Genomic DNA, 25,955 nt, shown 5'->3' on the forward strand with positions numbered 1-25,955 from the left:
GTGGAGTCTATTCTCCCGATTGGACTTTCACCAACTAGATAATGTGTCCTTATCTGGACACGCCAATTGCCCAGCGCGATTTGTACATGGCGGCGATTCCTTCGGACAGATAGATTGATAGAACGCATATTCCCCAAACTACTCCAGTAATTACACCATCTGAAATAACACGTCCCATACCCACTAATTATTTTTCATCAAATGCGTAAATGGCGTATCAACTTTGATTGCACATTCGTTCCAAATCATTACTTGTTAATTTAAGTGAATTCCACCATAAAGATTCATATAGGTTTAGTAATTAGTCAAAGTTATTAGGGTGTTCTGTCGTACAATTTATATATCACTATATAATTACCTCCTGATTTTTGTATATTATAGTTCTACATCAACACATAATATATAACTTTTTCTCATTGCTTATTGAACTAATCTGCTCCGTTCAAGAAGAACCCTATCAGTTTAAATAACTCAGATTTTGGCAAAATTAAATTGATTCAAATGATACCCACCTTTTAGTAATCTCAGAAAATCTCTTAGTCGCGAGTGAGGTTGGTTTTCTTATAGCTAATCCAATAGTTCGATAGCTATCACTTTCAAGTGGAATGGCTGCAAAAGAAATTTTTGATGTCGGTATAATCATTTCTGGCAATATACTAATTCCTAGATTATTCTCCACCATGGAGATCACTGAGTATTCATTCATATTTTCGAATCTAATATTGGGGCTAACTTTATTCTCCCTAAATATTTTTTGAATATCATCATAACACTGATATGTTGGCATAATAAAAGGTACATTTTCTATTTGTTGCATTGATACTTGGTTTTCCTTACATAATGGGGATTGGTTAGATACAACACATAAAAGTCGATCCCTCTTCAATTGTACGATTTCAAAGGATTTTTCAAAGGATTCAAAGTAAGTATCATTATTAATAAATCCACAATCTAATCTCCCGTTTTGTAACCAATTCTCAACCTCAGCATAGTTTCCTTCCAGTAATTCGATTTCAATATTTGGAAACTTTTCCTCCATTTTTTTAAGAATACCAGGAATCCAGTTTTTAGAAATACTCGAAAAAACCCCCACTCTTACTGTTCCTTTTTGGAACCCATTGATAGCGGCTACTTCCTGCTTCAGCATGTTGTTATAGTATAAAATTTTCCGAACGGTAATTAAAAGCTCCTCTGCATTTTTGGTCAATGTTAAAGTAGAGTGATTACGAATAAATAAAGGAAAGGAAAACTCTTTTTCCAAACTGCTAATTGCATGACTTACAGCAGATTGGGTGAAACCTAACACTTCTGCAGCTTTTGTAAAACTATTGAGTTCTGCCACTTTGTTAAATATTTCATATTTTGTTAAAGTCACTATGGTCCTCCTCATGAATTTTATTCATGTCTCCATTATATTTCTTCGTTTTATTTAATGCCATTACCAACATACAATAAGTGCATGCTCTATTATATGACCCTTGACAAGGGATGTATTTTTTATGGAAGGATGAAGTGAAATGCAAAAAATTTTAGTTACAGGTGCTGCAGGTAAGATTGGCCAGGATGTTACAAGATTCCTAGATAAGCAAGGGAATTACCAGTTACGGCTAGCAGATATTAACTTATCTGCTTTAGAAACTTTTAAAGATACAAATCATGAAATCATATATTTAGATGTTTCTGATTTAGCTGCTTGTCAAGAATTTACGAAAGGTATAGATATAGTTATACACTTGGCAGGTAATCCTTCGCCAAATGCTGATTTTTATGGCTCCTTATTAGAAAATCATATAAAGGGAACCTATAATATTTTTAGAGCTGCTAGTGATAATAATGTATCCAAAGTGATAGTTGCTTCCAGTGCTCAAACAATTGAAGGCTATCCTTTGGATTATCAACCACATGCTTATTCACCCACGAGACCCAAAAATATGTACGGGGTGAGTAAGTGTTTTGCAGAGGCTGTTGCTTCTTATTTTGCCTATGAAGAAGGGTTACAAAGTCTTGCTATTCGTATAGGTGCATATGATGATTATAATCCATATGGTAAACCACTAACAGCTAGAGATATGAGTGCATACTTAAGCCCAGAAGATTTTATGGACCTTCTCTTAAAGTCGATGACGGCAAAGAACTTACCTCCATTTTCAATTTTACATGGTGTATCTAACAACAGGTTTAAACGAATTGATATTGAAGGAACAAGAAAGTTAGTTGGTTATAGCCCAAGTTCTGATGCTTTTGTACTAAGTGGTATTAAGTTTTTTGATTCTTGATAAAGGCATATCTAGAAAAGAGATTATATTATTGTTATTTAGCTTTTATTTGTTCTATTTTCAATAGCTACAGTTTCTATAATCATAAATATTCCAATTTCCCCAGATAGAGCACACTATTCTTCTGTCTCATTTGTGGAACAACTCTATTGTCACCACTAGTTCCACAGATGTTCTTTTCCTTTTCAACATAATGGGGTAGCACCCCATGGCTATCAACCTAAAATTTTATAGTATCCCCAAAACGAGAAAATTGGCATCTCCAGATAAAAATATACATTTTTTGTTTTTGAGATACTAGTTTCATTAGCTTGATGGGCATATTGGTGAAACCCCGAAATGGACATTTTGGTAGGCAATTCTTCTTCTCTTAAAATAACCTTAAATATATTATAGATTTAAGAATATCAGAAAAATAAATGATATAATTTTCTAAAACATCCTGAATAAAGTTGATTTTAGAAAAGGAGTAGAGGGGAAATGTTTCAGAAGCTCAAATTTTATTTAATCAGTCTTGTAATTAGTTCAATGTTAGGTGGAATTATCATAGGTGCTAATTTCTTGGTCCATAACATCTACTATTTAGTTGTAGGTAAAGAGTTTCATTTTAATATGTGGTCTTCCATTATTATATTTAGTATCGTATTTATTTCGGGTTTCTCGTATATGTTGAAAAAGGGTCCAGATATACTTGTTAATGATTAAACCAATAGTAATTATCGTAGGCGCTACCATGATCTGGTTGGCGTCTTGTTTGTTGTTAAGGAAAGATAACAAAACAAAATTCCCTTAATCACAAGGCTTTAAAAGTAACCTATCCATAGTGATATTAAAGTTACTACTAACAGGGCAAGAAGAAATGTGATATTTCGAATCCACTTTTGTATATCATCAAAATACCGTTCTATAAATGCAACGTTGATATAAAACATGAAAAATACAACAAAGAAGGTAAAGTTACCAAATTTATCATTCAATTTTTCATTAGTAAATGTGCTTACATGAAGGAATAGTAAAGCAAAAGTTACTAAGAATAACTCAAATAGCCTTTTTTTACTCACGCCACCACCACCCTACAGTAATTTCCTTTCGTTCTATTTTATCTGAACGTAGTGTGTAGCAGACTATGAATATTATACTTATGTAAAAAAAGGCTAACAATTCAAGATTATTAGCCTTAATCGCGCCTTTTAAAAGAATAACTCAATACAACAAATGACTGATTCTTCAACTTGCAATATATTCTCCTTTAATTACAAAAAACGAACCTCGAATTGTTCCAGCAAGTTTAGACTTCTGTCTAGCAAACTTAAACTTCTCTACTAACTCCGTTGGTATCTCCATTCCCTCAGAAAGCTTAAATCCAACAGCCCGCTTCTTTGGGTTATCCAGCGTATACATGACGTTGACTGCAAGACCATCCTCATAGAAGACATAGGCAAATTTAATATTTCCCACTTGAAAACACGATGTTTCTAAAGGTTTTGCCGCAAACTCAATATCACGTTCTTCTTTCAAAATGCGGTTCACATAATCAAGAGTCTTCTCGCTTTCACTAGCTGGTACAACCGTAAATTCATGCTTATATTTATTCATAAAGTAACGTGCTTCATGAGCACGTAAACCAGCAAGTGCTTCTGCTACAGGTGAAGACTCCATGCCAGCTGTAGTTACGTTTTTAAAATCAACGATATCGGACAATTCCATCTCTCCTTTTAATACTTTACTTCCTAACAACTGGAATCCATATTTCACCAAATACTAAGCCGTTTCGCTGCCCCATCTCAACTGTTGTATTTGGCCCACCAACATAGGCAAAATCTTTTACTTCTGCTAATGCTTGACCAAATGCAATACCAGTAAGCTTATTACTTAGCTCCTCAGCTGTATTGCCTTCACCTTTAACTACTAGGTATTCTCCCCTCGGAAACTGGATAACTCTAGATTCTTCTTGTATCGTTGCCTCTGTCATGACACCAGCGTAATACATCATCTTGTTATTCACCGCTTCACTCACAGAAAAAATGTAATCATTTGTAGCTAAAGCTTTTAAAGTGTCCAACCTTCCATCTTGTTCGACGGCCAGCCAAAAGTCTGCCTTTTCCTTGTTTATGCCCGCAAAGTCTGTATAGTGGCTCTTAAGTTCAGTTCCAATACCTAACACGATAAAGCTATCTTTTTCTTCTATTGTATAATTTTTCATATTTAAAACCTTCCTCACTTTTAAATTAATCAAACGATTTATCTTTTCACTTGATGAGTTTATAATATCTTTAAATCATGTCAAAAAATGATACTGTTTAGGAGACCAACATGAAAAAAGTTGAACGGATTAATACGATCATGCGCTATATTAACAACCGCTCCCACTTTACAATTTCTGAAATCATACGAGAATTTAACATCTCACGATCGACAGCTATTAGAGACATTAGAGAAATTGAAGCCATGGGGATGCCGCTCGTCGCTGAAGTTGGCAGGGATGGAGGATATTTTGTCATGCATAACTCTATCTTGCCCGTTGTTCGCTTTACTGATAATGAGGTCAAAGCTCTTTTTATTGCCTTTATGGCCACAAGAAATCAACAACTTCCCTATCTAAAGAGTCGTCAGTCTTTAGCCGAAAAACTACTAGGACTCATCTCAGAAATCCAGCAGGATGACCTTGTTCTTTTAAATCAAATCTTGCTTTTTGAAGGGACTAACCCTCATAATCCTGACCTACTTGAGCTTTCTGACCTCCCCCATCCTATGTTAGAAAAACTCATCCAAATCCTTCTTTTAGATAGCCATTTATTGATTACCGTACAAGAAGAGGAGGAAACCAAGTCTTATCCAATTTATCTACTGCACCTTTATCAAGAAAAAAGCCATTGGATAATTGAAGGCTTTGACATAAAAGAAGAAAAAAAGAAGATGTTTCTTGTCGATCATCTCATTAATGTCGAACCCTATACGACGAAAAATAGATTAAGTAAGAAAAAAATTTCAGAAAAACTAAGTAAGAGGGACGAAGCAATCAACCTTGTACTTGAACTTGGTCCAAAAGCGATTACCCAGTTCAAAAAATACCATCCTATAAAAATTTCTATTTCCTATACAAATCCTTACCAATCCACAGCCATTCTAAAAACTTTTATCAATGTTAACAATCTCGATGAATTGATAGAAATAACAAATTGGCTACTTTTCCTAGGTAAAGATATCAAAATCAGGGAAGTTCCTGAAGAAGTGTTAGAAGGTTTAAAAGAGAGATTATGTTTATACTGCCCATAAGCAGTGGCCAGTTAAACCCAAAATAATATTGAGTTTGACTAGATGCCAGTTACCTCTATTTAAATACCTAGTAAAAACATTTTATTCGCTACCGCTACTTTAAACGCTCTTCTAAGAATAATGCCAACACAAAAAAAGACATGAACTAATCTTTGTTCATGTCTTTTTATATTAGAGTTTAACCCTCATAAAACAGCTTGTTTAAAATTCGAATATGGACTTATCTTATCCATAATCTCTTTCATTCTTTTTTCATATCCCACTATTTTAGCACTTGAACTAACAATAGCGAATTAGAATAATGACTTAATACTTGCTAGGACAGTAAGTATACCTACAACAATGACAAACACATTGCTCATTTTCCCTCTGTATTTAGCTAGTACTGGTACTTTACGAATCGCATACATTGGTAATAGACATAAGATAGCAGCAACTAACGGACCGCTAAGGGCATCAATGATTCCAAGAATACTTGGATTTGCATAAGCAACATACCAACATGTTAATACGACAAAAGTAAGGATCACTGTCTTAATTGTTTTTTCTTCTAAATTTTTCCCGCGTGTTTTACCAAACTTCATAATCACGTCACGCATTACCTCATATGCTCCTATATAATGGCCAAGGAAGGACTTAGTTATAGCCACAAAAGCAATGATAGGAGCTGCAATAGTGATTACTGGTGAATTAAGCTCATTAGCAAGATACGATAGAATTGATAGGTTTTGTTCTTTAGCCATCATAAGATCTTTTGGAGTTAAACTCAGTGCACTACTCCAAACAAAGAACATAACTACTACGAAAGTCATGATATAACAAACTTTTTGTATTTGAGCACATTTGGCATCAGTAGCTTCTATTCCATAGGTAGCTCTCTGCTTTATAACAAATGACGAAATAAGAGGAGAATGATTAAATGAAAATACTATGATTGGTAGTATCATCAATAGCACCCCAAAATACCCTGTTCCTGTTGAAGCAGTAGTAGCACTTGAAAAACTAAGCATTGACGTATTCCACTGTGGAATTAAAGATATTGAAATAAAAAGTAAAGAAGCAATAAACGGATATACTAGCATGCTCATTATCTTTACAATGATATCTTGACCAAAATTTAGTATAGCGATAAGACCGAGTACTAATACAAGCGATAAAATGGCCCTTGGAGGCTCCGGCATGTGCAATTGATGCACGATAAAACTACTTGCAGTATTTGTAAGTGCAACCGAATACATCAGCACGATCGTATAAATTGAAACGAAATATACTATGTTAAAAATTATACTTGCCTTATTTCCGAAATACTCTCTTATTGTGCCTGTAATCCCCTCATCAGCAGAATTAGAAGCGTATATCATTTTAGCAAGTGCCCTATGTGAATAATACATAACAGGAAATGCAAGTATCGTAATTAACAGTAATGATAATAAACCACCTGAACCTGCATTAATAGGTAAAAAGAGTACTCCTGCACCAATTGCTGTTCCAAAAAGGCTCAATGCCCAAGTAGTATCTTGTTTATGCCACTTTTTAGGATCTAGATATTTCTCATTTTTCACTGCATTATTTTCAGCTTGAAATTCTATTTTTTTTGCAGTATTCCCATTCATATAATAAATCCCCCTTGTATCCTATTCTTACGTCTCTTTTTAGGCTTAAGAATATAGACCATTCTTAAAAAATGAACCGCTTACTAGATGCACCATATTGTAAACGATTCCACCTAAAGCTGTCTCTCTTAATGTGCGAGGCATTTATCCTCCAACCCTATACTTACCATTGATGATATTGTTTACACCAGCTAATACGATGTCCGCTGCTACTAAACTATTTTGAAGAAATTCCCCTTCTGGTCACACACCTTTCTGTAATTAATCGTTTCAGTCTGTCCAATTTTAAAATGTTTGATATTTTCTTCGTAGGTAATCGGTTACCTCTCGACGCCCTCATTATAACGTTTATATTTGCGAGTCTAATATTTTTTTATTTTTAGAAAGACAGAATAAACAGAATTATGAATAGATAATAAATTACAATTGGTATGTAGCAATTGTGTCTATTTTTTGAAACTGTATTAGTTAATAGAAAAGTAAACATAATACAGAGTTCCTTTCGTTAACACATTGATTATATTAGGAACTCGTTATAAAGATACTTATATTTCCCTTTGCTTTCACATCTTATCTTTGACATGAAGCTGTTGTAATAAATAATACACATTGATTTAAAGGAATAAATTTAGAAAACATAAAATTATTCTCATGAATTTTTATTATATATAACGAATTAATATTCATTTTTCAGAAAAGAAGAACTTTTCAAAAGGAGCCTACGCACCTTATATAATGGTTATCATGTTAAGCCTGTTAAAAGAATTACACCATAAGTTTCCATTTACTATATGTAATATTTATTAAGTGTAGTTTTTTCTAAATATGCATAATTACATATTTAGAAAAAGAGAGTATACTTTCGAATTGTGTAATAAAGATATAGCCCACCTACGGAAACAGGTGGGCTTTTCATGTATAAAAATTGCATTTATTATATGGCAATTAGAATTGAGATCAAAATATTACCTCTTCCCTTTTAACTCTCTCAGTCTGCTTTTTCTCAACGTCTGAGCCTACTTACGTACCAACTACATAACCAGTAAGAATACTAACAATTATAGCAATAACTAAGATTAATGTGATTTAAATCCACTTTCCCATATATATATTATTCCAGAAGATTTAGTTGCCATTGTGCACCGAACTGGTGGTGTTACCCTAACTGACGTTTAAATGCTTTGCCGGCGAAGAAGTAAGCGATAACCATAATGCCCACACACCAAGCAAGTGCAATCCAAATATCGTTGCCAACAGTCCCTTCATATAAGAGGGCACGAATCGCATTCACGATTGAAGTCACAGGCTGGTTTTCAGCGAACGCACGAACAATTTTTGGCATAGTTTCGGTAGGAACAAAGGCCGAACTAATAAAGGGCAGAAAAATTAGTGGGTACGAGTAGGCTGTCGCCCCTTCCATAGACTTCGCTGTCAACCCAGGAATGATAGCCAACCATGTCAGCGCCAGCGTAAACATCCCGAGTATTCCAGTTACCGCGAGCCAATCCAGAATATTAGCACTGGAACGGAAGCCCATTAAGAGCGCAACAAGAATAACCACCACGATAGTAAGCACATTAGCAACAAGTGATGTTAATACGTGAGCCCATAATACCGACGAACGCTTGATAGGCATAGTAATGAAACGTGCCATCAGCCCGCTCTTTACATCCGTAAACAACCGTACGGAAGTGTAAGCGACACCGGATGCGATAGCCATCAGCAAGATTCCCGGCAATAAATAATTGACGTAGTTATCCGTTCCTGTCTTTATGGCGCCGCCAAATACGTAGACAAACAACAGCATCATCATAATCGGCGTAATCGCTACCGTAATAATTGTATCCGGACTGCGCATAATGTTGCGCATTAAACGCCCTAATAATACCCCTGTTTTGCTCTTCATTTACATCTCCTCCTTTTTGCCAATGATCGCAAGGAAAATTTCTTCCAATGTCGGCTGCTTCTCGATATACTCCACTTTTGTTGGCGGGAACATCTCTTTAAGTTCTGTAAGAGTACCAGTCGTAATAATTTTTCCGCCATGCAAGATAGCGATACGGTCCGCCAGTTGTTCGGCTTCCTCGAGGTACTGGGTCGTGAGCAAGATGGTTGTGCCGCCGCCGGCAAGTTCCTTGACGGTATCCCACACTTCAATACGCGCTTCGGGGTCAAGCCCTGTCGTCGGTTCATCGAGAAAAATGACTGCTGGCGCCCCAATCAAACTCATCGCGATGTCAAGCCGGCGCTTCATCCCACCTGAATACTGGTCTGCCCTCTGGTTGGCTGCATCAGTCAGACTAAATCTTGCAAGCAAATTATCAGCGACTTGAGCAGGACTAGAAACTCCACGCAAATTGGCAATCATTATCAAGTTTTCTCTCCCCGTGAGCATTCCGTCTAAAGCTGCAAACTGCCCTGTCAGACTGATACTTTGACGAACATGATCCGGTTGACGCTGAACGTCAAAACCACAAATACCTACTTCGCCGCCATCTTGCTTCATCAGCGTCGAGAGGATATTGACTATCGTCGTCTTGCCCGCTCCATTTGAGCCCAGCAGTGCGAAAATTTCGCCACGCTGCACTTCAAAATCTACCCCTTTTAACACTTCCTTATCTTTAAAGGATTTTTTTAATCCTTTTACAGAAATCGCTGTATTGGTCATACTTTTTTCCTCCTTAAAAAATGTTTTGTAAAGATAGACTGCCTACACCCTCTATTTAGTATTACTGATAATCTGTATTACTTAGTACTGATTTAAAAATATAACTGAATAGCAATGGCGTCAATTCACATTTGTAACCAGCTAATCAGTCGGTATTACCTGTTGCATTTATTTTTTTCTCAATTGTTTCATGATACTTTCATTCAAATCTTCACGATACTTGGAAACATAAGTTTTAGCATTTGCCACTAGTTCGTCAGCAAAGGATGCCACGTCCTCCCCGGTGATTTCAAGCACTTGTCTGCCTTCCGCCGCACCGGCTTCAAACAAATCGATTAATTCATACTGTATGTGTAGCATATCCATCCCGTTACCAGCTGAGAAATTCCACATGTAGTTTTGAATTTTCTTAAACACAAACTGATAGTCCTCTGGCAGAGCTCCAACCCGTGCCATCATCATTTTGTACTCTTTTTTATCACCAATTAATTTTTTGAACATTTCCAACATATTATTTTTCCTCCTTTTTTATAAAGCAGAACAAGAAACTCCCAAAATATCGGCCGAATATTTAATCTTATGAGGCTAGTTTGACTTCAAGACGTTAATTTTTGATGATACAAAATCCCATTTTCTCCAAAACAATTCAAGCTCCTGACGGCCATCCTCATTTAGTGAATAAAACTTGCGAGGCGGCCCCATGTCTGACGGTTTCTTTTCAATATTCACAAGTTTTTTCTTCTCTAATCGCACAAGGATGGTATAGACCGTTCCTTCCACGACTTCAGTAAACCCAAGCTCATTAAGGTGGCGGGTAATCTCATAGCCATAAGTTTCACGGCGGCTAATGATTTCCAGAACACATCCTTCCAGCGAACCTTTCAGCATTTCAGTTAAATTTTCCATATTCTGATCCTCCTTTACCCCCTATTCTGTCTGACTTATATTCAGTATCACAGAGTACTAAGGCTAATTTTTACTGAATAGCTTTTGAGAAACCTCACTATTCAGTATTACTTATTACAACTACATTGTATGACTAAGTAGATGGAATGTCAACTCGATTTTTAAATTTTTTCTTAAATCCGCTTTTGCCTATTGGATACTGAATATATTTTTAAAAACTACGCTATTCAGTATTACTCATTACCACTACATTGTATGACTATGTAAATAGAATGTCAACTCGATTTTTAAATTTTTTCTTAAATCCGCTATTATCTATTGGATACTGCCTATTTTCTTCTTAAGAAACCTCACCACATACCTATCCAGCTAAGAAAAGGAAATACCCAAAACAAAAATTCCGCATTTTTATTTTGGGCGTTATAATATTCCGAAGTTAATGAATGTAGATAGCTCTCCTTATTAAAAAGACGGATCATTTTTTTGTTCTTCTACTAATGCACCTGTGCATCTAATACATGAGCTTGTGAATACATACAAACTCTTTATAAAGTCAACTCTACATATAGGACATCCTTTTTGTTACGATAACATCATATTCATATCTTCTGCTGCGGTTGTAATTAGTTTTAAACCGAATGTCTCTTGTAATACATCAAGCACACCAGGTGAAATAAATTCAGGTGCCTTTGGACCAATGCGAATATCTTGAATACCAAGACTAAATAGCCCAAGTAAAATGGCAACCGCTTTTTGTTCAAACCATGATAGAACAATACTCACTGGCAATTCATTCACTTCACATTGAAAAGCATCAGCTAAAGCGGCCGCTATTTTCACTGTAGAAATTGAATTATTACATTGTCCTAAGTCAATGTAACGTGGAATCTCCGTACCGGGCACAACACCATAACTCACATCATTAAAACGGAATTTCCCGCAAGAAGTTGTTAAAATAACCGTTTCTGGCGGAAGCGACGTTGCTAATTCACGATAATATTCTCCGCATTTTCCCGGAGCATCACAACCTGCGATGACAAAGAAACGCTTAATCTTTCCTTCTTTTACTGCATTAATAATTTCCGGAGCTAATGATAATACTGTATTATGATGAAACCCTGTTACTAACTGCTCATCCGACTCCATATGTACTTCTGGAAGTTCAAGCGCTTTTTGAATCAATGGTGCAAAATCATCATTTTCAATTTTTTGTACACCCTCTAAACCTGCAATATCATATGAAAAGAATCGATCAGAGTATGATCCTTTAATTGGCATAACACAGTTCGTTGTAGCTAATATGGCACCTGTAAATTTTTCGAAAAGGCGTCGTTGATCATACCATGCCTTACCGATGTTTCCTTTTAAATGTTTATATTTTTTCAGTTGTGGATATCCGTGTGCTGGTAGCATTTCAGAATGCGTATAAATGTTAATTTCTTTTCCTTCTGTTTGCTTTAATAACTCTTCTAATGCAAATAAATTATGACCAGTAACTACAATTGCCTTACCTTCTACATGGTTCTGCGTAATTTGAACAGGCTCCGGAACACCAAAGTGATTCGTATGTGCCTCATCTAATAACTCCATTACTCGTAAAGCCGATTTCCCTACTTTCATAGCCATATCAATATGTTCTTGTTCATTAAAGTTAGAATTTGTTAATGTCATATATAGCGCTTCTTGAGTTGTAGCATCTACAAATGCATCTGTATACCCTAGCTGCGCAGCATGCGTACGATAAGCAGCTATTCCTTTTAATCCAAACACAATCGTATCTTGTAAACTTGCAATTGTTTCATTCTTACCACAAACACCCATCACTTTACATCCGCCTGTTGGCGTTTGTTCACATTGATAACAAAACATATCATCCCACCCTCTCCCAATCATTCATTACAAATCAAGCATAATACCCATTAGGAAAAAAGGATGTGATATCAATCACAATAATATATATAAATTTGTGACAGTTCATATTGTTGACATAATATTTTTACTGACACTAAAAAACATACAGAAAAATGGACACCTTTGTTGATGCCTTCAAATAGCTAGATAATTGATTTAGAGAACTATTAGCAACTAATAAGCATACAAAAACACTATTCTTTCTATCATTCAACAGAAAGAATAGCGTTTTTTCATTTTGAAGAACTATCAATTTTTTGATTAAAGATTTTATAGGAAACCTCTTTATTTACAATACATTTACACCATCTTAACATTTTTTACATTATTTATATGATATATTTATATAGAAACTACTTAAGAAATTTCATGTACATTGTTATCTTTATGATCTCTTATTTAATTGATAAGAGGTCATGTTATATTTTTATAACAGGGGTGAATTAGGATGACTGAAACATTAAAGACACTTATAATGCTTGATGTTACTTACGTTGTTATAGCAATTATGACGGTACTGGTATTTGTATACTTGGAATTAAAATCTCAGTAACTTATGCAGGCGTAATTGATAGCTTCGCATTTAAATATAGCTAGAAGAAAGCGAGGAGGAAATTGTTTCTCCTCGCTTTTATATTCCCACAGTTTCTTATTTCAACAAATCCAATGTATGTAAAAGTAATCCTCTGTCCCCTACTTCTCCATGACCAGGCACTACTAAGTTCATATTTCCATATCGGTTCAACACATTCTCAATCGATATCGACCATTCATTTACATATGCATCAGCAACATTCCCTAAATCTTTAGCTTCCGCAGATTTCACTAAACAGCCTCCAGCTAAAATGTTGTATTGCGGTAACCATACGACAATATTATCTTCTGTATGCCCTTTCCCTGGATAGAACGTTTCTACTTTTATATTTCCAAACTTCAAATTTGTAATTGTTTGTAAGTCTCCAAGTGGCTCCTCATATCCATTTTTCTTTGCTAGTTCCGCAGTTAATGCTGTACTATGCGCTTTAATGCCTCTTTCTTTCAACATTTTTATCCCGCCAATTCGATCAGCATGCGCATGTGTAATAATGACATCCGTTACGCGCTTCTGAAATTTCTTTTCTACCATCTCTATTAGTTCCTTCGTTAACTTATCATCCCAAGAAGAATCGACAAGCACTAACCCTTTAGAAGTGTTAAGAACTAGACCGTTCGATGGAACTGCTACTCCATTAAAATAACCTAACTCAGTATGAACCCATACATTTTTGTTTAACTGAGAAATTGAAATAGTTCCTGTCTCATTTTTTATTACTTTTTGCTCTAGCTTTTGTTCCGCTTTCACAGAAGAAATTGTGCTAACAAATTGAATTGTTCCTAGTAAACTAACACATACCCCTACTTTTAATAATATATTCTTTTTCATTTTCTCCACCCTTTCTTTCAAACTAAATAGTTATTTCCTATATTAGACAATTCGTCTCAAATGTTTGTTCCATCTTTTTTTACATATTTTTCATACCATTAATAAAAAGCGCACAAAATTTTGTGCGCTTTTTAACTTTTCTTTTACCATTCACGTTTTTTATTAATCATCATTTTTTCTTCAAACGCCTTCTCTAAATCAATTTCTAACTTGTTTGCTAAATCACATACATTCCAAATTACATCAAACATTTCTAAGCCAATCTCTCTTTTCGAATCTTGTATTTTATCACGCTTTAATATAACTTCCGCTAATTCACCTAATTCCGCCATCGCATACATCGTACGTTCTTCAATTGTTGTATCTTGAAATCCTTTTTCTTTACTGAAACTCGATACATATTGCTGGAATTCCGAAATATTCATATGTAATCTCCCTTCATCGTAAATATCTCATTTTTAATAAACTTAAAATCAAAAATGTATTTTGTTAAATTATAACATTCATACTATAATTTATTTATAGCCCTTTAACGGAGGTGTTCTCAATGACTCTCTTCGCTTCGCCATCATTATTCATACTAGCCATCATTTCATTTGCACTAGCTTATTTCATCGGAGTAAAACAATACACTTGGCTCTTATCAGGATTCAATGAACGCCGTGTACCTGACAAAGTGAAGTTATCAAAAATAGTTGGTCTTTATAATTTAATTGCTGGTGTTATTGCCACAATTGGCAGTGTCTTCATTACTCCTAATGTTAAAATTATATTTCCCATCATTATTATTGGCCACGTTATAATCGCTGCTTATGTAAATACACGTATGGTTCAGTAAAAAAAGACCATCCAATTGGATGATCTTTTTTATAACTTATCAACATATTGCTTCGCTTCTAACAATGAAAATCCAAAAGCCTCTCTTACTCTCTTAATTGCTGTAACTGTTTTTCCTTCTTCCACAAGCTGGCGTAATTCTTTATTAATTTCAGGTTCTCTATCTACAATTCCCATTTCTTTCGAAATTAATTGTAATCTATCTTCCATCCTCTTTAAACGCGTATCTGTTTTCTTTTCGATTTTATTTAATTTTTCAGCGAGATACATAAATCCAAAGGCCGCTATCGGTATGACAATCCAAAATTCCAAGACTGTTCCTCCTCACTAGCATTGTTTTATTTAAGTAACTTATGTAAATTTTACCACAAGACACATTTAATGTATAATAGTAATATGCAACATTGTTGATAAAGTAAAACTTTAATCAGTGGGGGTTTTGTTCGTCCCCCACTGATTATTAGTCTTCACCAATCGGGCGTTTACGGGCAGCCCGACTCCCACCTAACTTCTTTGCCCAGTCGAATTTTGAGGTGGGAGTTTTACTACCCGTTAATGCGGGATAAAACCTTTTATTTTAGGGGGACACTTTATGAAAAGATTTTTTAAGACGTTACTACAATTTGTAGTTCTTTCAATTGCACTACATTTGTTATTTGATATAGTTGGTTGGCTTGTTTTCAATGCACCAATTAAAAACAAACAAATCTTTATTTCCTTTATAACAGCCTCATGGCTTATGTACATGTACAGAGATAAATTTTTTAAAGCATTTACTTCGAATTAACTTAAACTAAGAAAACACTTCATCGATAAAAGATGAAGTGTTTTCCTTTTCTCTCTATTTACTACTGTATAATAAAGTTAATATTCTGTTTTTAAAAGAAAGGAGTCACTATGAACTTAAAAAGTAACAATATATATGAGAAAATGAACCAATATTCTGTTTCAGGGTTAAGCTTTGCCATTATACGTGACGGTAAACTTGATGAAGCTACTGCTTTCGGAACACTTGAATCTGGAACAACTAGAACTGTCACTACGAATTCCATATTCAATTCTTGTTCTATTAGCAAATTCATCACTTCAATGCTTGTACTAACGTTATCAGATCAAGGAATCGTACATTTAGATGAAGACGTAAATGATAGACTCACATCTTGGAACATCCCTACCAATCTATTTACTTTACAGAAAAAAGTCACGCTGCGAAACTTATTAAGTCACCAATCTGGAATCATTGATCCTCCCAATAGTTTTGAACATTATACACTTGCACAAGGACTACCTAAAATGGATGAGCTCCTTGCTGGTAAAACATTATATTGCCCAGTACCTATAGAAGTAACTTATGCACCAGAAAGCCAATTCCACTACTCTGACGCAAATTTTTGTATTATCGAACAACTACTTGAAGATATTACTGGAAAATCGTTCAACCTTTTACTTGAAGAATTTATTTTTCAGCCACTACAAATGAAAAATAGTACACTCTTCTCTCCCGAAGACATAGATAAAACCGATGCTTTTGCTTGCGGGCATAATAAAGATGGAACTGTAACAAATGAGAAGTATCCATTTTATCCATTCGCAGCTGCTTCAGGCATTTGGACAACACCAACTGACTTATCAACTTTAATTATTGAAATCATTCATTCCTTACAGGGAAATAGCAAGCTGGAACTTTCTCAAAAAACAGTACAAGATATGATTTCTCCTCAAGGATGCACCAAATGGACTGGATTAGGTGTTTTTCTAGAGTATTCTAATGAAGACTTACAAATTCATTCACTTGGCTGGGGTGTTGGATTTCAATGTATGATGGTATGTAATCCATACCGAGGTAATGGCGCTGTTATTATGACGAACTCGGATTTAGGTGTTCATCAAAGGGATGGGATTATTGGTGAGATTTTAAAAATGTTATCCTTATAATTAACGAAATAAAACAAAGAAAGAAGCTGATTCTCCCAGCTTCTTTCTTTATATAACATTTTTCACCACAATTTTAATATGTTCTGGTGCGATAATTTCAGTTATACTTTCTTGGAAATCTTCATGCAGCAGTTCTTCAATATGTTCTAACTGCACTTCGACATGTGTGCATTCTAAATTATGTATGTTTAATAGTGCATAATGATCTTTCTTCTTAATTACTAAATATTGATTTTCTTCTGTTATGAGTACAGAACCTAATCGTATTCCTAGTAGACGTTGATCATCAAACTTCACAATTTTCTCCCCTTTCCAACTGCGAATGTAATTACTATACAAAAAACCTAATTTAAGGAAAAGAATCTTATATAGACTATATCATAATTTACTAAAATATAAATATCATATTTTCTTTCAATAGAAATCCCCGTTTTTTTATATATTTCGATACAAAAAACTTTCTCAACAAAAAAATTATAATTTTCAGTTTTTTATTTCATGAAAATCTATTATACTAAAGCTAATAAACGTTTGAAATGTTTGACCTCTCCTAATTCATGTACATATGGATGATCAGTAGCTGTTGCTACTGATCTATTTTTTGATTTCAGAAAGCAAATACACCGCATCCTTTCCTACACCACAAATAAGCGCAGAACCCCTTTGAGATTGCCACGGCAGTCCAATATAATACAATCCTCTTACTGGACTCATTCCCTTTGTATGATTAGGAAATCCATTCATATTCACTGCCTTTTCTATTTCAATCCATTTATAATCTTGAACAAAACCAGTTGACCATATAATACTTTGTGCACTATACGTGCCACCATTCTGAAACATAATATTATTTCCTGATGCACTTACCACTTTTCCCTGTAGTTTTATTGCTTCACTACGAATAAGTTCCTTACCTTCAAAACCAAAAATGGGATCCTTTCGCTTCTGAAACCACCTTCCTCTCTTTGTATGTATTTCAGCATACAATAAACCCATTTTTTCTAACCAATTAAAAATGCTTTTTCTAAAAAGATATAACGGTAAAAAGGTTAACGGATGACTTATAGCCATTGTAACTTCATGAGTTTTTGCAAGTTCTACTGCTATTTGCATGCCTGAATTCCCACCACCTACTACAAGTACTTTTCCCTTTGGAATTTGTAATGGTGATTTATATTGTGATGAATGTATTTGAAAAATATGTGATGAAAGATGTTGTGAAAATGAGGGGATGAATGGTTGCTGAAAACCACCTGATGCGATAATAACTTTTTTCGATTGTAAAATTTCTGTAGGAGTGTGTAATTCAAATATTTCTTTCTCTTTTCTTATTTTTAAAACTTGAGTCTGTAATTGTACCGGCAATTGAAAATACCTTGCATATTCTTCTAAATAAATTGCAATTTCATCTTTACATGGAAATCCACTCCCTTCTCCTTTTAATATCATACCTGGTAAACTACTATATTCCCTTGGTGTGAAGAGCTGCAAAGAATCATAGCGGTCTCTCCAAGAATCGCCAATTCGGTTTCCCGCCTCAAGTAATAAGAAACTATATCCTTCCTGCTTCAAGTAGTATCCCATTGTTAATCCAGCTTGACCAGCTCCCACGATAATTATATCTTTCATTCCAATTCCTCCTTCTCACAAACACATGAATACATGTTCATATGTTCATGCGTTTCCATAATCATAACATTTTATTTTTTTATAATTCAATATCTATCCAAAATAAAAAAGAGCAGTTCACTATAAAGTAAACTCCCCTTAATATGTATCATCTCGTTACTCATTAATATTTCAATTGTCCCCAAAGGATCTAACGGCCCATACACACTATCACCTAAATTTATTATCATTTCGAATATCTTTTAATACCGCCTTTAAAGCGTGACTATTCCCATGAATATCTGAAATCATCGCTATTTTTCTCTTCATTGTAACCCCTACTTTGATAAATTATTTATAACACCTCAATTTCTAAACCCTTTCCTCATAAAATGTAATTCTATTTGAGAACGGATCAATCACAGTTAATTCAATTGTATCCCAAGATGTTCTCTCTATATCAGGTTTTGAATACGCATAATCTTTACTTGATAAAATAGCATAATAACTTTTTAAATCCTCTATTTTCACACGAATTGCACCGCCTGGTGAAGCATCCCCGTGATGTTCAGATAAAGTGAAACTTTAATCAGTGGGGGGGTGTCCTTCCCCCACTGATTATTAGTTGAACCAATCGGGCATTTACGGGCAGTTATCTCCCACCTAACTTCCTCGCATTCGCCAAATTTTGAGGTGGGAGTCTTACTGCCCGTTAATGCGGGATAGATGTATTACAGTATCATTTAACGAAATTTGCATATATAATGGCATATTTTCCTCATACCGATGTTCCCAATCCAGTTTAAATCCTAAAAAATTAAAGTAAAATAACTGAGCCTTTACAATATCAAAAATTCTAAATATAGGTGTAATCATTTATAATCCCCTCCTATTTATAAACATCCGCCGCCAATTCCCGCAAAACATCTACATTCATCACTTCAAAACAACCACTGCTTTTCTTTATAATTTCTTTATCACAAAAAACATTTAATGTACGTAATAAATGCCGATAACTCGTCCCTAACAATTCAGCTATTTCCGTTAAATTCCCACTAAACACAATTCTATTTCCGTGCTGAACCGCCCGTTCCCCTGCTGCTAACATGTAACTCGCAAGTCGATTTTCAAGTGGATACAGTAAATTAATTGTACTATTTTTTGAAAGTCGATTTAATTTATGGGCTAAAGAACCGCAAATACATCTCAAAAATTTCGCATCATGAAATAATTGGTTTCTCACTTTCCCTAAAGGTAGCCCAACACAATACGAATCTGCCATCACTTGTACGTTTGAAGCAGTCTTTTGAGAATGAATTAACTCCACATCTCCTAGTAACTGCAAACTATCATAAAAACATAATAATACCGATTTCCCGTTACTTAATGTGTTAAACGCTTTCGCTTTTCCTTCAACAAAGAAATATAAATAATCTATCTCTTCGTTTTCTCTGCAAATGAACTCATTCTTTTTAAAAAATATAAGTTCCATATATGGTTTCATATCACTACTAAAAAATGAATCAATATTATTTTGTTTCATATACTCTGCTAATTTATTAGAATTACATACTTTCTTCATAGTCCCCCACCTTTACAACTCATCCCAATTGTAAACAAAATTTTCTTCTTCCACTATGACATATGTCATAGTAATACACAATTTCAGCATGATACAGTCATTACAAATATGAAATATAAAGGGGCTATTACATTGTATAACTTTCTTTCTGTCTTTATTGGTGTGCTCATTGCCGTTATGCTTCCATTGAATGGGATTTTATCTGAGTTAATTGGCAAGTACACAGCGAGCGTTGTCATTCACCTTGTCGGTTTAATTGCAGTTATTTTCGTTTTAATCCTTAACAAAAATAAAATCCATTTTGATAAAGGTATTCCACTTTTTTTATATAGTGCTGGGGCAATTGGAGTATTCACTGTTCTTTTTAATAATATAAGTTTCTCTGCTCTTGGTGCCTCTATTACAATTGCATTAAGCTTACTTGGTCAATCCATCGCTTCCATAGTTATTGATCATTTCGGTTTATTAGGAATGAAAGTTTCGAAGTTTGATAAGAAAAAATTAATTGGATTATTATTCATCTCTTCTGGAATTATAGTCATGACAATTTATTAATGGAGGCAAGAAAATGTTATATATTTGTATCGCTATTTCAGCTGGTGTTTCTATCGTTGTTGCTAGAATTATTAACGCGAATTTAGCAAAGGAAATTGGAAATTGGGAAGGCACATTTTTCAATTATATTACTGGATTATTTTTCTCCATGTTATTTTTAATTTTCAGTTCAGATTCGTTGTATATTTCTAGTCATACGTTACAATCCATACCTATCGCTGTATACTTAGGCGGATTAGTAGGCGTTATCGTCATCTCGTTATCAAACTATATTACTCCTAAAATATCAGCATTTTATTTAACATTACTCATCTTTATCGGACAATTGTTTACGGGGACTATCATCGATTTCTTCCTGTCACACGAACTATCAACCGGAAAAATTATCGGTGGAATTCTCGTATTAATAGGGCTCACTTACAATTTACTCGTTGATCGCCCTATAAAAACCGTGAAGCATAACCACGTTCAACTATAATACTTTACGCTTACCTATCATATATTAATAGAAAAGCTCTTCACATGAAGCCATAGAGAGGAGAATACCCTATTAAGAAAATCATTTTATTGATAGGTAGCGCATTGATTGTTTTTGGAACCGTATGGTTTTTAAACTCTGGAAAATCTATTCAAGATCTCTATACAGCAAGTAAACCAAAGAAGAAAGCTACTATTATTTCAACTCAAAGAGACCCAAATGCACCTCCTGTTTTTTTAGGAAAGCAGGAAATAAAAGATATACATGTAGAGTCGCTTAAGACAAAAAAATCTATCTTCCTTACAAAAACAGATGAATTAAAAACATTCATTAACAGTATGGATACAGCAAAAAAAGGCGATTTAACGCTAGATGAAGAAGGTTCTGATTTAGTAGATTGTAACATGTGGATTACTTTCCAAGATGGAACTTATAAACAATATTTAATTTGGATAGTAGATAACAACAGTAGTGAAGTTATGATTGCCCATCAAAACACTCCTGATGACGTAGACCTTACTTATTATCAATTAAATGAAGGTAATTCAAAAAAAGTATATAACTTATTTAAAAAGGTTATTTAATAGAAAAAGTCATGAGCTACTAGGCCCATGACTTTTTCTATTTATATATATTCAGGGAACACTTTACAACTCTTTTCCTGCTCTATATCATGTCCAAAGAAAACAATTGGGTTCTCTTTCCTAACAACTTCTTTTAAACGTTTAATTGAAGATAAAGCTAATTCCGAATCAAATCCAGCGAACGGCACTTCATCTTCAAAATTTTCTTTCGTATACGATGCATCGATCGTTAATAACACTGGGCCAGAGTTCTCTGTCTCAATGAATAGTGACTGATGCCCCGGAGTATGTCCTGGTGTATACAATAATTGAACTCCTGGTACGACTTCATAATCCCCTTCAATGATTTTGTAGTTTAAATTTGGCAAGATACATTCTTTCATATATTCTTCACTATGTTGTGCCGCCTCGTATTCAGCACGCTGCACAATAATCGGTGTATTTATAAAAGCACCATTTCCTCCTGCATGATCAAAATGTAAGTGAGAACTAATAATATACAGAAGGTCTTCTGGCTCATATCCAACGCGTTTTAAAATATTTACGATTCTATCTTCTTCAGTCATTTTCGGTAAAATCTGCCCTTCAACAAATGTACCGTTAAAAAGACCTTCATTATTAATCGCACTTTCTGGCATACCTGTATCTACTAAAATAGGTCCTTCTTCAGTCTCCAAAAGATAACACCAAACCGGTAAGTCTAATAATTTTCCTGGTGTTAATGTACTGTTAACAGACGAATGATCCAACATACAACGACCTGCTGGGACGAAATAAAGCTTCTTTACTGTCATTATGTATCCACCTTTACAAATAATTTAAGATAAAACAATACTATATTTCGCTTATGAGAAATAAACTCCTTCTCACCTTTCATTATTTCAACTATTATCTTTTCAATTGTTCACAACTTTTCATTCCAAATCCAGTGATACTGGAAAGCCTATGCAGAAATCCAATCCTCCTTTAAGTATATAAGATAAAAGTATCACTTTTTCTTATAATAACACTTCCATTCTCTGAAAACAGAATATATTTTATATTTTCAGAGAATGAATTAAGTCGTCGAAACCAAGACGTTAAAACGAATTTTGGACATAAAATAACCGACTACCTACATGTTTTAAAAAAGGAGTCGGCTATTTTGCTTATTTATTATTGATTTGCATGCTCTTTATATGTGATGAGCGAAAATTCCCAAGATTAATATGCTACTTTAGTTTCCATGCTTTTTCACTGAAATACTTCCGTTATGTGTGTTTAATTTAATTTGATTTTCTCCCTTCCCAATAACTGCATTTCCATTATATTTATTCAGGATATTCGCTTTTCCATTGTCGACAGAGACATTAAATTGAACATTAGTTGGTTCTTTTTCAGTTTCAATATTAATCTTGCCATTGTGAGTCGTAAAATTGAGATTTCGATCAAGTTCATTTGTTTTAAGAGAAAGACTTCCGTTTTTAGATTGCCCTTCTAGTTCACCTTCAACATGATCTAGCATTATTCGTCCATTATTCGATTTCACATGAATATTTTGCGCCGTTATATCTTTAAATTCCATACTTCCATTATTTGTTTCCGCATTAATTTTTTGCGAATTGATCTCTCTTAATTCAACACGCCCATTGCTTGTATTGATATCAAAATGCGTTGTATTTTGTTGTTTTGCAGAAACGTAACCATTGTTATTGGAAATTTTTAATGAATCATATTGTTTTTCAGGCAGATAGACATTTAATGTTAATGGGACCAATACTTCAGAAATGTTGAAGTTGAAGTTGAACCAACTCTGTTGTTTTTCTTTGTAAGAAATGAGAAGCGTTGAATCTTTTTCATCCGTAGCTAATGTTCTTTTTATGTTAGGATTAACTTCCCCATCTAATGTTACTTTCATATTACTTTCTGTTGTAGGATTGATGTTAACACGCACGTTATTCGTATCGATAATGACGCTTGACACATTATTATTGTTAATGACCTTTTCTTCTGAAATTGGTACTGTGGCAATTGAACGATAAGTGAATAGACTTCCTACAATCCCAATAATGAAAATAATACCTGCAATGATTGAAAGTTTCTTTTTATTTATCATGCTTAAAACCACCTTTTACTAGTGCTATATTGAACTTTAAATAACGAACAAATCCATTCTTTGCTAGCTTCGTTAAAAATAACATAGCAATTACAATGAAATATCCAAGTCCACAAAGTGCTAAAGAAACGAAAAGATTAAATAGCAAGAATGTATTTGGATGTATAATAGTGTCAACTATAACAAGTAATGGTGAACCTAAAAATGAGATTCCTAGAACCCATCCTGAAAAAATCAATGCCGCTAATGTAATTGCAGGTCCAAGCACGATTAACAAATTGAAAAAACCTAATCCAATTACTGCCCAAATTGCCCGAAAAACATTCCCTGTTGTTGCACTCGCTGTTACTTTCTCAATATGATAACCTGCTAATAACTCTTTGGCGATTTGAGCTGGCGAACCTAATGAAGCTGTAATTTCTTCTTCAGTTTTTCCTTCCTCTAATCCGAAAGTAAAATGTTCTTCATAATCTTTTAAAATATCTGCACGTTCTTTTTCAGATAATCTTTTTAGAGATACGTTTAATTGTTGTAAAAATTTATCTTTCGTCATTACGTACACCTTCTTTTATTAATTGATTGACACCTTGTGAGAACTCATTCCATTCCTCCAAAAGTTGGTACAAATACGTTCTACCTTTATCCGTCAGTTTATAATACTTCCTTGAAGGCCCTTCTGAAGACTCCTGTAAATACGTTGTAAAATATTCTTCTTTAGTTAATCTACGAAGTAGAGGATAAACAGACCCTTCTGATATTTCAATTTGATTGGAAATACTTCGAACTAATTCATACCCATAACGGTCTTGCTTATCAAGTAAGACAAGAACACAAAGTTCTAAAACTCCTTTTTTAAATTGTACATTCAATATTCATTCACCCTATTCTAATTGGCATCTACTACTATTTATTATTTAGTACTGTTTTATAATAAGTAACTACAAGTATAATATAACACTTGGTATTATTCATTGCAAGGTACACTGGAAAAATAAGTATATCTTTCATCCGACGCTTATAAAATCAAAACGATGGCTCCTCTCCATTTACAAAGTTCTAAATGAGGCTGAAACCAGCCTTTAACAAAATGGAAAGGACTCAACTTTTTTACATAATGACACTTTACCTACTATAATAAAAGAGAAAAAGACTCTTACTTTAATGGAGGGAATAAAAATGAAAGCAATTGGTTTACATGAATACTTACCTATTGAAGAAGAAAACAGTTTAATTGATATTGAAGTTGAAAGACCTGTTGCCACAGGAAGAGATATACTTGTAAAGATTAACGCTATTTCCGTTAATCCAGTTGATACAAAAGTTCGATCTCCGAAAGATAAAAAAGAAGATATAGCAAAAATACTTGGCTGGGATGCTAGTGGTATTGTCGTACAAACTGGCGATGGTTGTACGTTATTTAAAGAAGGCGATGAAGTGTTTTACGCTGGAAGCATTACAAGGCAAGGTACATACAGTGAATACCATTTAGTTGATGAAAGAATTGTTGGTAAAAAACCAAAGACGTTAAGTGATGCTGAATCTGCAGCACTTCCTTTAACAGCCATTACCGCATGGGAAGGTTTGTTTGAACGTTTAGGGATTGATTATAATAAGAAAGATGAAAATTCATTTAAAAACATTTTAATTATCGGCGGAGCTGGTGGTGTTGGCTCGATTGCTATTCAGTTAGCTAAATGGGCTGGACTAAACGTAATCGCAACCGCATCCCGCAACGAAACTATACACTGGGTGGAAAAATTCGGTGCCGATTATATAGTTAATCATCACCAACCTTTAAAAGATCAAATATTAGAATTTGGGCTAAAAGATGTAGATTATATCTTCTGCTTAAACAATACTGATCAACATTGGCACGCGATGGGTGACATCATTAAACCACAAGGGAAAATTTGCTCTATCGTAGAAAATGAACACCCTCTTGAGATGGGAATTTTAAAAAGTAAAAGTGCCACATTCGTTTGGGAGTTTATGTTTACAAAAGCGATGTATGAAACTGGTGATATGAGTACGCAGCACGAACTATTAAATAAAGTAAGCGAACTATTAGATGAAGGCATTTTAAAGACTACATTAAATGAAACATTCACACCAATTAACGCTGAAAACATAAAGAAAGCACATGCACAACTTGAAAGTGGGCGTACAATTGGAAAGATCGTTGTAGAGAAATTTTAATAATAAAAAGTC

General features: G+C 34.3%; 30 protein-coding genes and 3 pseudogenes. 10 read left to right on the top strand and 23 right to left on the bottom strand.

Translation table 11 applies throughout. The features are described 5' to 3' along the window. Positions 1 to 94: 94 nt before the first annotated feature. Positions 95 to 340 (bottom strand): annotated as a pseudogene (locus QCI77_RS17265) (GNAT family N-acetyltransferase); the annotation flags it as partial. A 147-nt stretch (positions 341 to 487) separates the two neighbouring features. Then, on the bottom strand, positions 488 to 1,375 hold the full coding sequence (locus tag QCI77_RS17270) for a LysR family transcriptional regulator (protein WP_113736053.1): 888 nt from the start codon (positions 1,373 to 1,375) through the stop codon (positions 488 to 490). A 142-nt stretch (positions 1,376 to 1,517) separates the two neighbouring features. Here QCI77_RS17270 and QCI77_RS17275 point away from each other — a divergent pair, with 142 nt between their 5' ends. Together QCI77_RS17275 and QCI77_RS17280 are read left to right on the top strand one after the other, a co-directional pair. After that, a complete protein-coding gene (locus QCI77_RS17275; protein ID WP_002014092.1) occupies positions 1,518 to 2,276 on the top strand; it encodes an NAD-dependent epimerase/dehydratase family protein in 759 nt (252 codons plus the stop codon). Positions 2,277 to 2,756: 480 nt separating this feature from the next. Beyond that, positions 2,757 to 2,981 (top strand): hypothetical protein, encoded by a 225-nt coding sequence (locus QCI77_RS17280; protein ID WP_078181419.1) that lies wholly within the window; start codon positions 2,757 to 2,759, stop codon positions 2,979 to 2,981. 98 nt (positions 2,982 to 3,079) lie between these two features. Here QCI77_RS17280 and QCI77_RS17285 read toward each other — a convergent pair whose 3' ends face one another. From QCI77_RS17285 to QCI77_RS17295, 3 genes are all read right to left on the bottom strand, one after another. Next, complete coding sequence (locus QCI77_RS17285) at positions 3,080 to 3,337, bottom strand: DUF3963 domain-containing protein (protein WP_078174087.1); 258 nt, start codon at positions 3,335 to 3,337, stop codon at positions 3,080 to 3,082. 166 nt (positions 3,338 to 3,503) lie between these two features. Next, positions 3,504 to 4,013: a hypothetical protein gene (locus QCI77_RS17290; protein ID WP_044438796.1), complete on the bottom strand. Its 510-nt coding sequence runs from the start codon at positions 4,011 to 4,013 to the stop codon at positions 3,504 to 3,506. After that, positions 4,000 to 4,479: a GyrI-like domain-containing protein gene (locus tag QCI77_RS17295; RefSeq protein ID WP_016091906.1), complete on the bottom strand. Its 480-nt coding sequence runs from the start codon at positions 4,477 to 4,479 to the stop codon at positions 4,000 to 4,002. The genes QCI77_RS17290 and QCI77_RS17295 overlap by 14 nt, the downstream gene beginning before the upstream one ends. A gap of 110 nt (positions 4,480 to 4,589) precedes the next feature. On the opposite strand from QCI77_RS17295, the gene QCI77_RS17300 reads away from it, so the two are divergent. Further along, entirely contained in the window at positions 4,590 to 5,552 is a 963-nt protein-coding gene (locus QCI77_RS17300) for a helix-turn-helix transcriptional regulator (RefSeq protein WP_113735462.1), read from the top strand. Positions 5,553 to 5,845: 293 nt separating this feature from the next. Here QCI77_RS17300 and QCI77_RS17305 read toward each other — a convergent pair whose 3' ends face one another. The 8 genes from QCI77_RS17305 to QCI77_RS17340 form a co-directional block, all read right to left on the bottom strand. Further along, a complete protein-coding gene (locus tag QCI77_RS17305) occupies positions 5,846 to 7,165 on the bottom strand; it encodes an aromatic amino acid transport family protein (protein ID WP_113769646.1) in 1,320 nt (439 codons plus the stop codon). Between the two features lie 1,156 nt (positions 7,166 to 8,321). Continuing rightward, on the bottom strand, positions 8,322 to 9,071 hold the full coding sequence (locus QCI77_RS17310) for an ABC transporter permease (protein WP_113769645.1): 750 nt from the start codon (positions 9,069 to 9,071) through the stop codon (positions 8,322 to 8,324). Further along, the gene (locus QCI77_RS17315; protein WP_113769644.1) at positions 9,072 to 9,833 is read right to left on the bottom strand and encodes an ABC transporter ATP-binding protein; all 762 of its coding nucleotides are present in this window, start codon (positions 9,831 to 9,833) and stop codon (positions 9,072 to 9,074) included. A 168-nt stretch (positions 9,834 to 10,001) separates the two neighbouring features. Next, positions 10,002 to 10,343, bottom strand: coding sequence for a DUF1048 domain-containing protein (locus QCI77_RS17320; protein ID WP_002014108.1), 342 nt, complete (start codon positions 10,341 to 10,343; stop codon positions 10,002 to 10,004). 75 nt (positions 10,344 to 10,418) lie between these two features. Beyond that, positions 10,419 to 10,739, bottom strand: coding sequence for a PadR family transcriptional regulator (locus QCI77_RS17325; RefSeq protein ID WP_002128372.1), 321 nt, complete (start codon positions 10,737 to 10,739; stop codon positions 10,419 to 10,421). 582 nt (positions 10,740 to 11,321) lie between these two features. Next, a complete protein-coding gene (hcp, locus tag QCI77_RS17330; protein WP_353825279.1) occupies positions 11,322 to 12,608 on the bottom strand; it encodes a hydroxylamine reductase in 1,287 nt (428 codons plus the stop codon). A gap of 691 nt (positions 12,609 to 13,299) precedes the next feature. After that, the gene (bla2, locus tag QCI77_RS17335) at positions 13,300 to 14,073 is read right to left on the bottom strand and encodes a BcII family subclass B1 metallo-beta-lactamase (protein WP_060749107.1); all 774 of its coding nucleotides are present in this window, start codon (positions 14,071 to 14,073) and stop codon (positions 13,300 to 13,302) included. Positions 14,074 to 14,216: 143 nt separating this feature from the next. Next, positions 14,217 to 14,498, bottom strand: a complete 282-nt coding sequence (locus QCI77_RS17340; RefSeq protein ID WP_012261329.1) for a MazG nucleotide pyrophosphohydrolase domain-containing protein — start codon at positions 14,496 to 14,498, stop codon at positions 14,217 to 14,219. A 122-nt stretch (positions 14,499 to 14,620) separates the two neighbouring features. On the opposite strand from QCI77_RS17340, the gene QCI77_RS17345 reads away from it, so the two are divergent. Continuing rightward, positions 14,621 to 14,911 carry a DUF3784 domain-containing protein gene (locus QCI77_RS17345; RefSeq protein ID WP_002190266.1) on the top strand — a complete coding sequence of 97 codons (291 nt, stop codon included), beginning with the start codon at positions 14,621 to 14,623 and terminating at the stop codon, positions 14,909 to 14,911. A 29-nt stretch (positions 14,912 to 14,940) separates the two neighbouring features. Here the strand turns inward: QCI77_RS17345 and QCI77_RS17350 are convergent, their stop codons facing one another. After that, positions 14,941 to 15,222: a hypothetical protein gene (locus QCI77_RS17350; RefSeq protein ID WP_002128376.1), complete on the bottom strand. Its 282-nt coding sequence runs from the start codon at positions 15,220 to 15,222 to the stop codon at positions 14,941 to 14,943. 280 nt (positions 15,223 to 15,502) lie between these two features. Here QCI77_RS17350 and QCI77_RS17355 point away from each other — a divergent pair, with 280 nt between their 5' ends. Both QCI77_RS17355 and QCI77_RS17360 read left to right on the top strand, forming a co-directional pair. Continuing rightward, on the top strand, positions 15,503 to 15,697 hold the full coding sequence (locus QCI77_RS17355; protein WP_002087600.1) for a hypothetical protein: 195 nt from the start codon (positions 15,503 to 15,505) through the stop codon (positions 15,695 to 15,697). A gap of 110 nt (positions 15,698 to 15,807) precedes the next feature. Beyond that, positions 15,808 to 16,845 carry a serine hydrolase domain-containing protein gene (locus QCI77_RS17360; RefSeq protein WP_353825280.1) on the top strand — a complete coding sequence of 346 codons (1,038 nt, stop codon included), beginning with the start codon at positions 15,808 to 15,810 and terminating at the stop codon, positions 16,843 to 16,845. A 48-nt stretch (positions 16,846 to 16,893) separates the two neighbouring features. On the opposite strand, the gene QCI77_RS17365 is transcribed toward QCI77_RS17360, so the two are convergent. The 5 genes and pseudogenes from QCI77_RS17365 to yeiL all read right to left on the bottom strand — a co-directional run bounded on the left by QCI77_RS17365 (position 16,894) and on the right by yeiL (position 20,035). After that, entirely contained in the window at positions 16,894 to 17,142 is a 249-nt protein-coding gene (locus QCI77_RS17365; protein ID WP_002087603.1) for a hypothetical protein, read from the bottom strand. Positions 17,143 to 17,439: 297 nt separating this feature from the next. Next, positions 17,440 to 18,474 (bottom strand): flavin-containing monooxygenase, encoded by a 1,035-nt coding sequence (locus QCI77_RS17370; RefSeq protein ID WP_113769642.1) that lies wholly within the window; start codon positions 18,472 to 18,474, stop codon positions 17,440 to 17,442. Positions 18,475 to 18,605: 131 nt separating this feature from the next. After that, a pseudogene (locus QCI77_RS17375) lies at positions 18,606 to 18,783 on the bottom strand (metallophosphoesterase family protein); the annotation flags it as partial. Between the two features lie 42 nt (positions 18,784 to 18,825). Then, positions 18,826 to 19,329: pseudogene (locus tag QCI77_RS17380) on the bottom strand (glyoxalase superfamily protein). Between the two features lie 13 nt (positions 19,330 to 19,342). Then, entirely contained in the window at positions 19,343 to 20,035 is a 693-nt protein-coding gene (gene yeiL, locus QCI77_RS17385; RefSeq protein ID WP_088032329.1) for a transcriptional regulator YeiL, read from the bottom strand. A gap of 108 nt (positions 20,036 to 20,143) precedes the next feature. Between yeiL and QCI77_RS17390 the strand changes: the two genes are divergently transcribed. The 3 genes from QCI77_RS17390 (at position 20,144) to QCI77_RS17400 (ending at position 21,652) form a co-directional block, all read left to right on the top strand. Then, positions 20,144 to 20,590 (top strand): DMT family transporter, encoded by a 447-nt coding sequence (locus QCI77_RS17390; RefSeq protein ID WP_060749110.1) that lies wholly within the window; start codon positions 20,144 to 20,146, stop codon positions 20,588 to 20,590. A 13-nt stretch (positions 20,591 to 20,603) separates the two neighbouring features. Further along, complete coding sequence (locus QCI77_RS17395; RefSeq protein WP_113769641.1) at positions 20,604 to 21,068, top strand: DMT family transporter; 465 nt, start codon at positions 20,604 to 20,606, stop codon at positions 21,066 to 21,068. Positions 21,069 to 21,172: 104 nt separating this feature from the next. Beyond that, entirely contained in the window at positions 21,173 to 21,652 is a 480-nt protein-coding gene (locus QCI77_RS17400; RefSeq protein ID WP_002128384.1) for a hypothetical protein, read from the top strand. 41 nt (positions 21,653 to 21,693) lie between these two features. Here QCI77_RS17400 and aiiA read toward each other — a convergent pair whose 3' ends face one another. The 4 genes from aiiA to QCI77_RS17420 all read right to left on the bottom strand — a co-directional run bounded on the left by aiiA (position 21,694) and on the right by QCI77_RS17420 (position 24,616). Further along, entirely contained in the window at positions 21,694 to 22,446 is a 753-nt protein-coding gene (gene aiiA, locus QCI77_RS17405; protein WP_113769640.1) for a quorum-quenching N-acyl homoserine lactonase AiiA, read from the bottom strand. A 422-nt stretch (positions 22,447 to 22,868) separates the two neighbouring features. Next, the gene (locus QCI77_RS17410) at positions 22,869 to 23,747 is read right to left on the bottom strand and encodes a DUF4097 family beta strand repeat-containing protein (RefSeq protein ID WP_341025412.1); all 879 of its coding nucleotides are present in this window, start codon (positions 23,745 to 23,747) and stop codon (positions 22,869 to 22,871) included. After that, complete coding sequence (locus QCI77_RS17415; RefSeq protein ID WP_113769638.1) at positions 23,737 to 24,300, bottom strand: HAAS signaling domain-containing protein; 564 nt, start codon at positions 24,298 to 24,300, stop codon at positions 23,737 to 23,739. The genes QCI77_RS17410 and QCI77_RS17415 overlap by 11 nt, the downstream gene beginning before the upstream one ends. Further along, positions 24,287 to 24,616 carry a PadR family transcriptional regulator gene (locus tag QCI77_RS17420; RefSeq protein WP_002165328.1) on the bottom strand — a complete coding sequence of 110 codons (330 nt, stop codon included), beginning with the start codon at positions 24,614 to 24,616 and terminating at the stop codon, positions 24,287 to 24,289. The genes QCI77_RS17415 and QCI77_RS17420 overlap by 14 nt, the downstream gene beginning before the upstream one ends. Before the next feature lie 307 nt (positions 24,617 to 24,923). On the opposite strand from QCI77_RS17420, the gene QCI77_RS17425 reads away from it, so the two are divergent. After that, on the top strand, positions 24,924 to 25,943 hold the full coding sequence (locus tag QCI77_RS17425) for a zinc-binding alcohol dehydrogenase family protein (RefSeq protein ID WP_002087621.1): 1,020 nt from the start codon (positions 24,924 to 24,926) through the stop codon (positions 25,941 to 25,943). Positions 25,944 to 25,955: the final 12 nt, after the last annotated feature.

The organism is Bacillus cereus group sp. MG9 (assembly GCF_040459995.1).
In the GTDB taxonomy this organism is placed as follows: Bacteria; Bacillota; Bacilli; order Bacillales; family Bacillaceae_G; genus Bacillus_A; species Bacillus_A mycoides.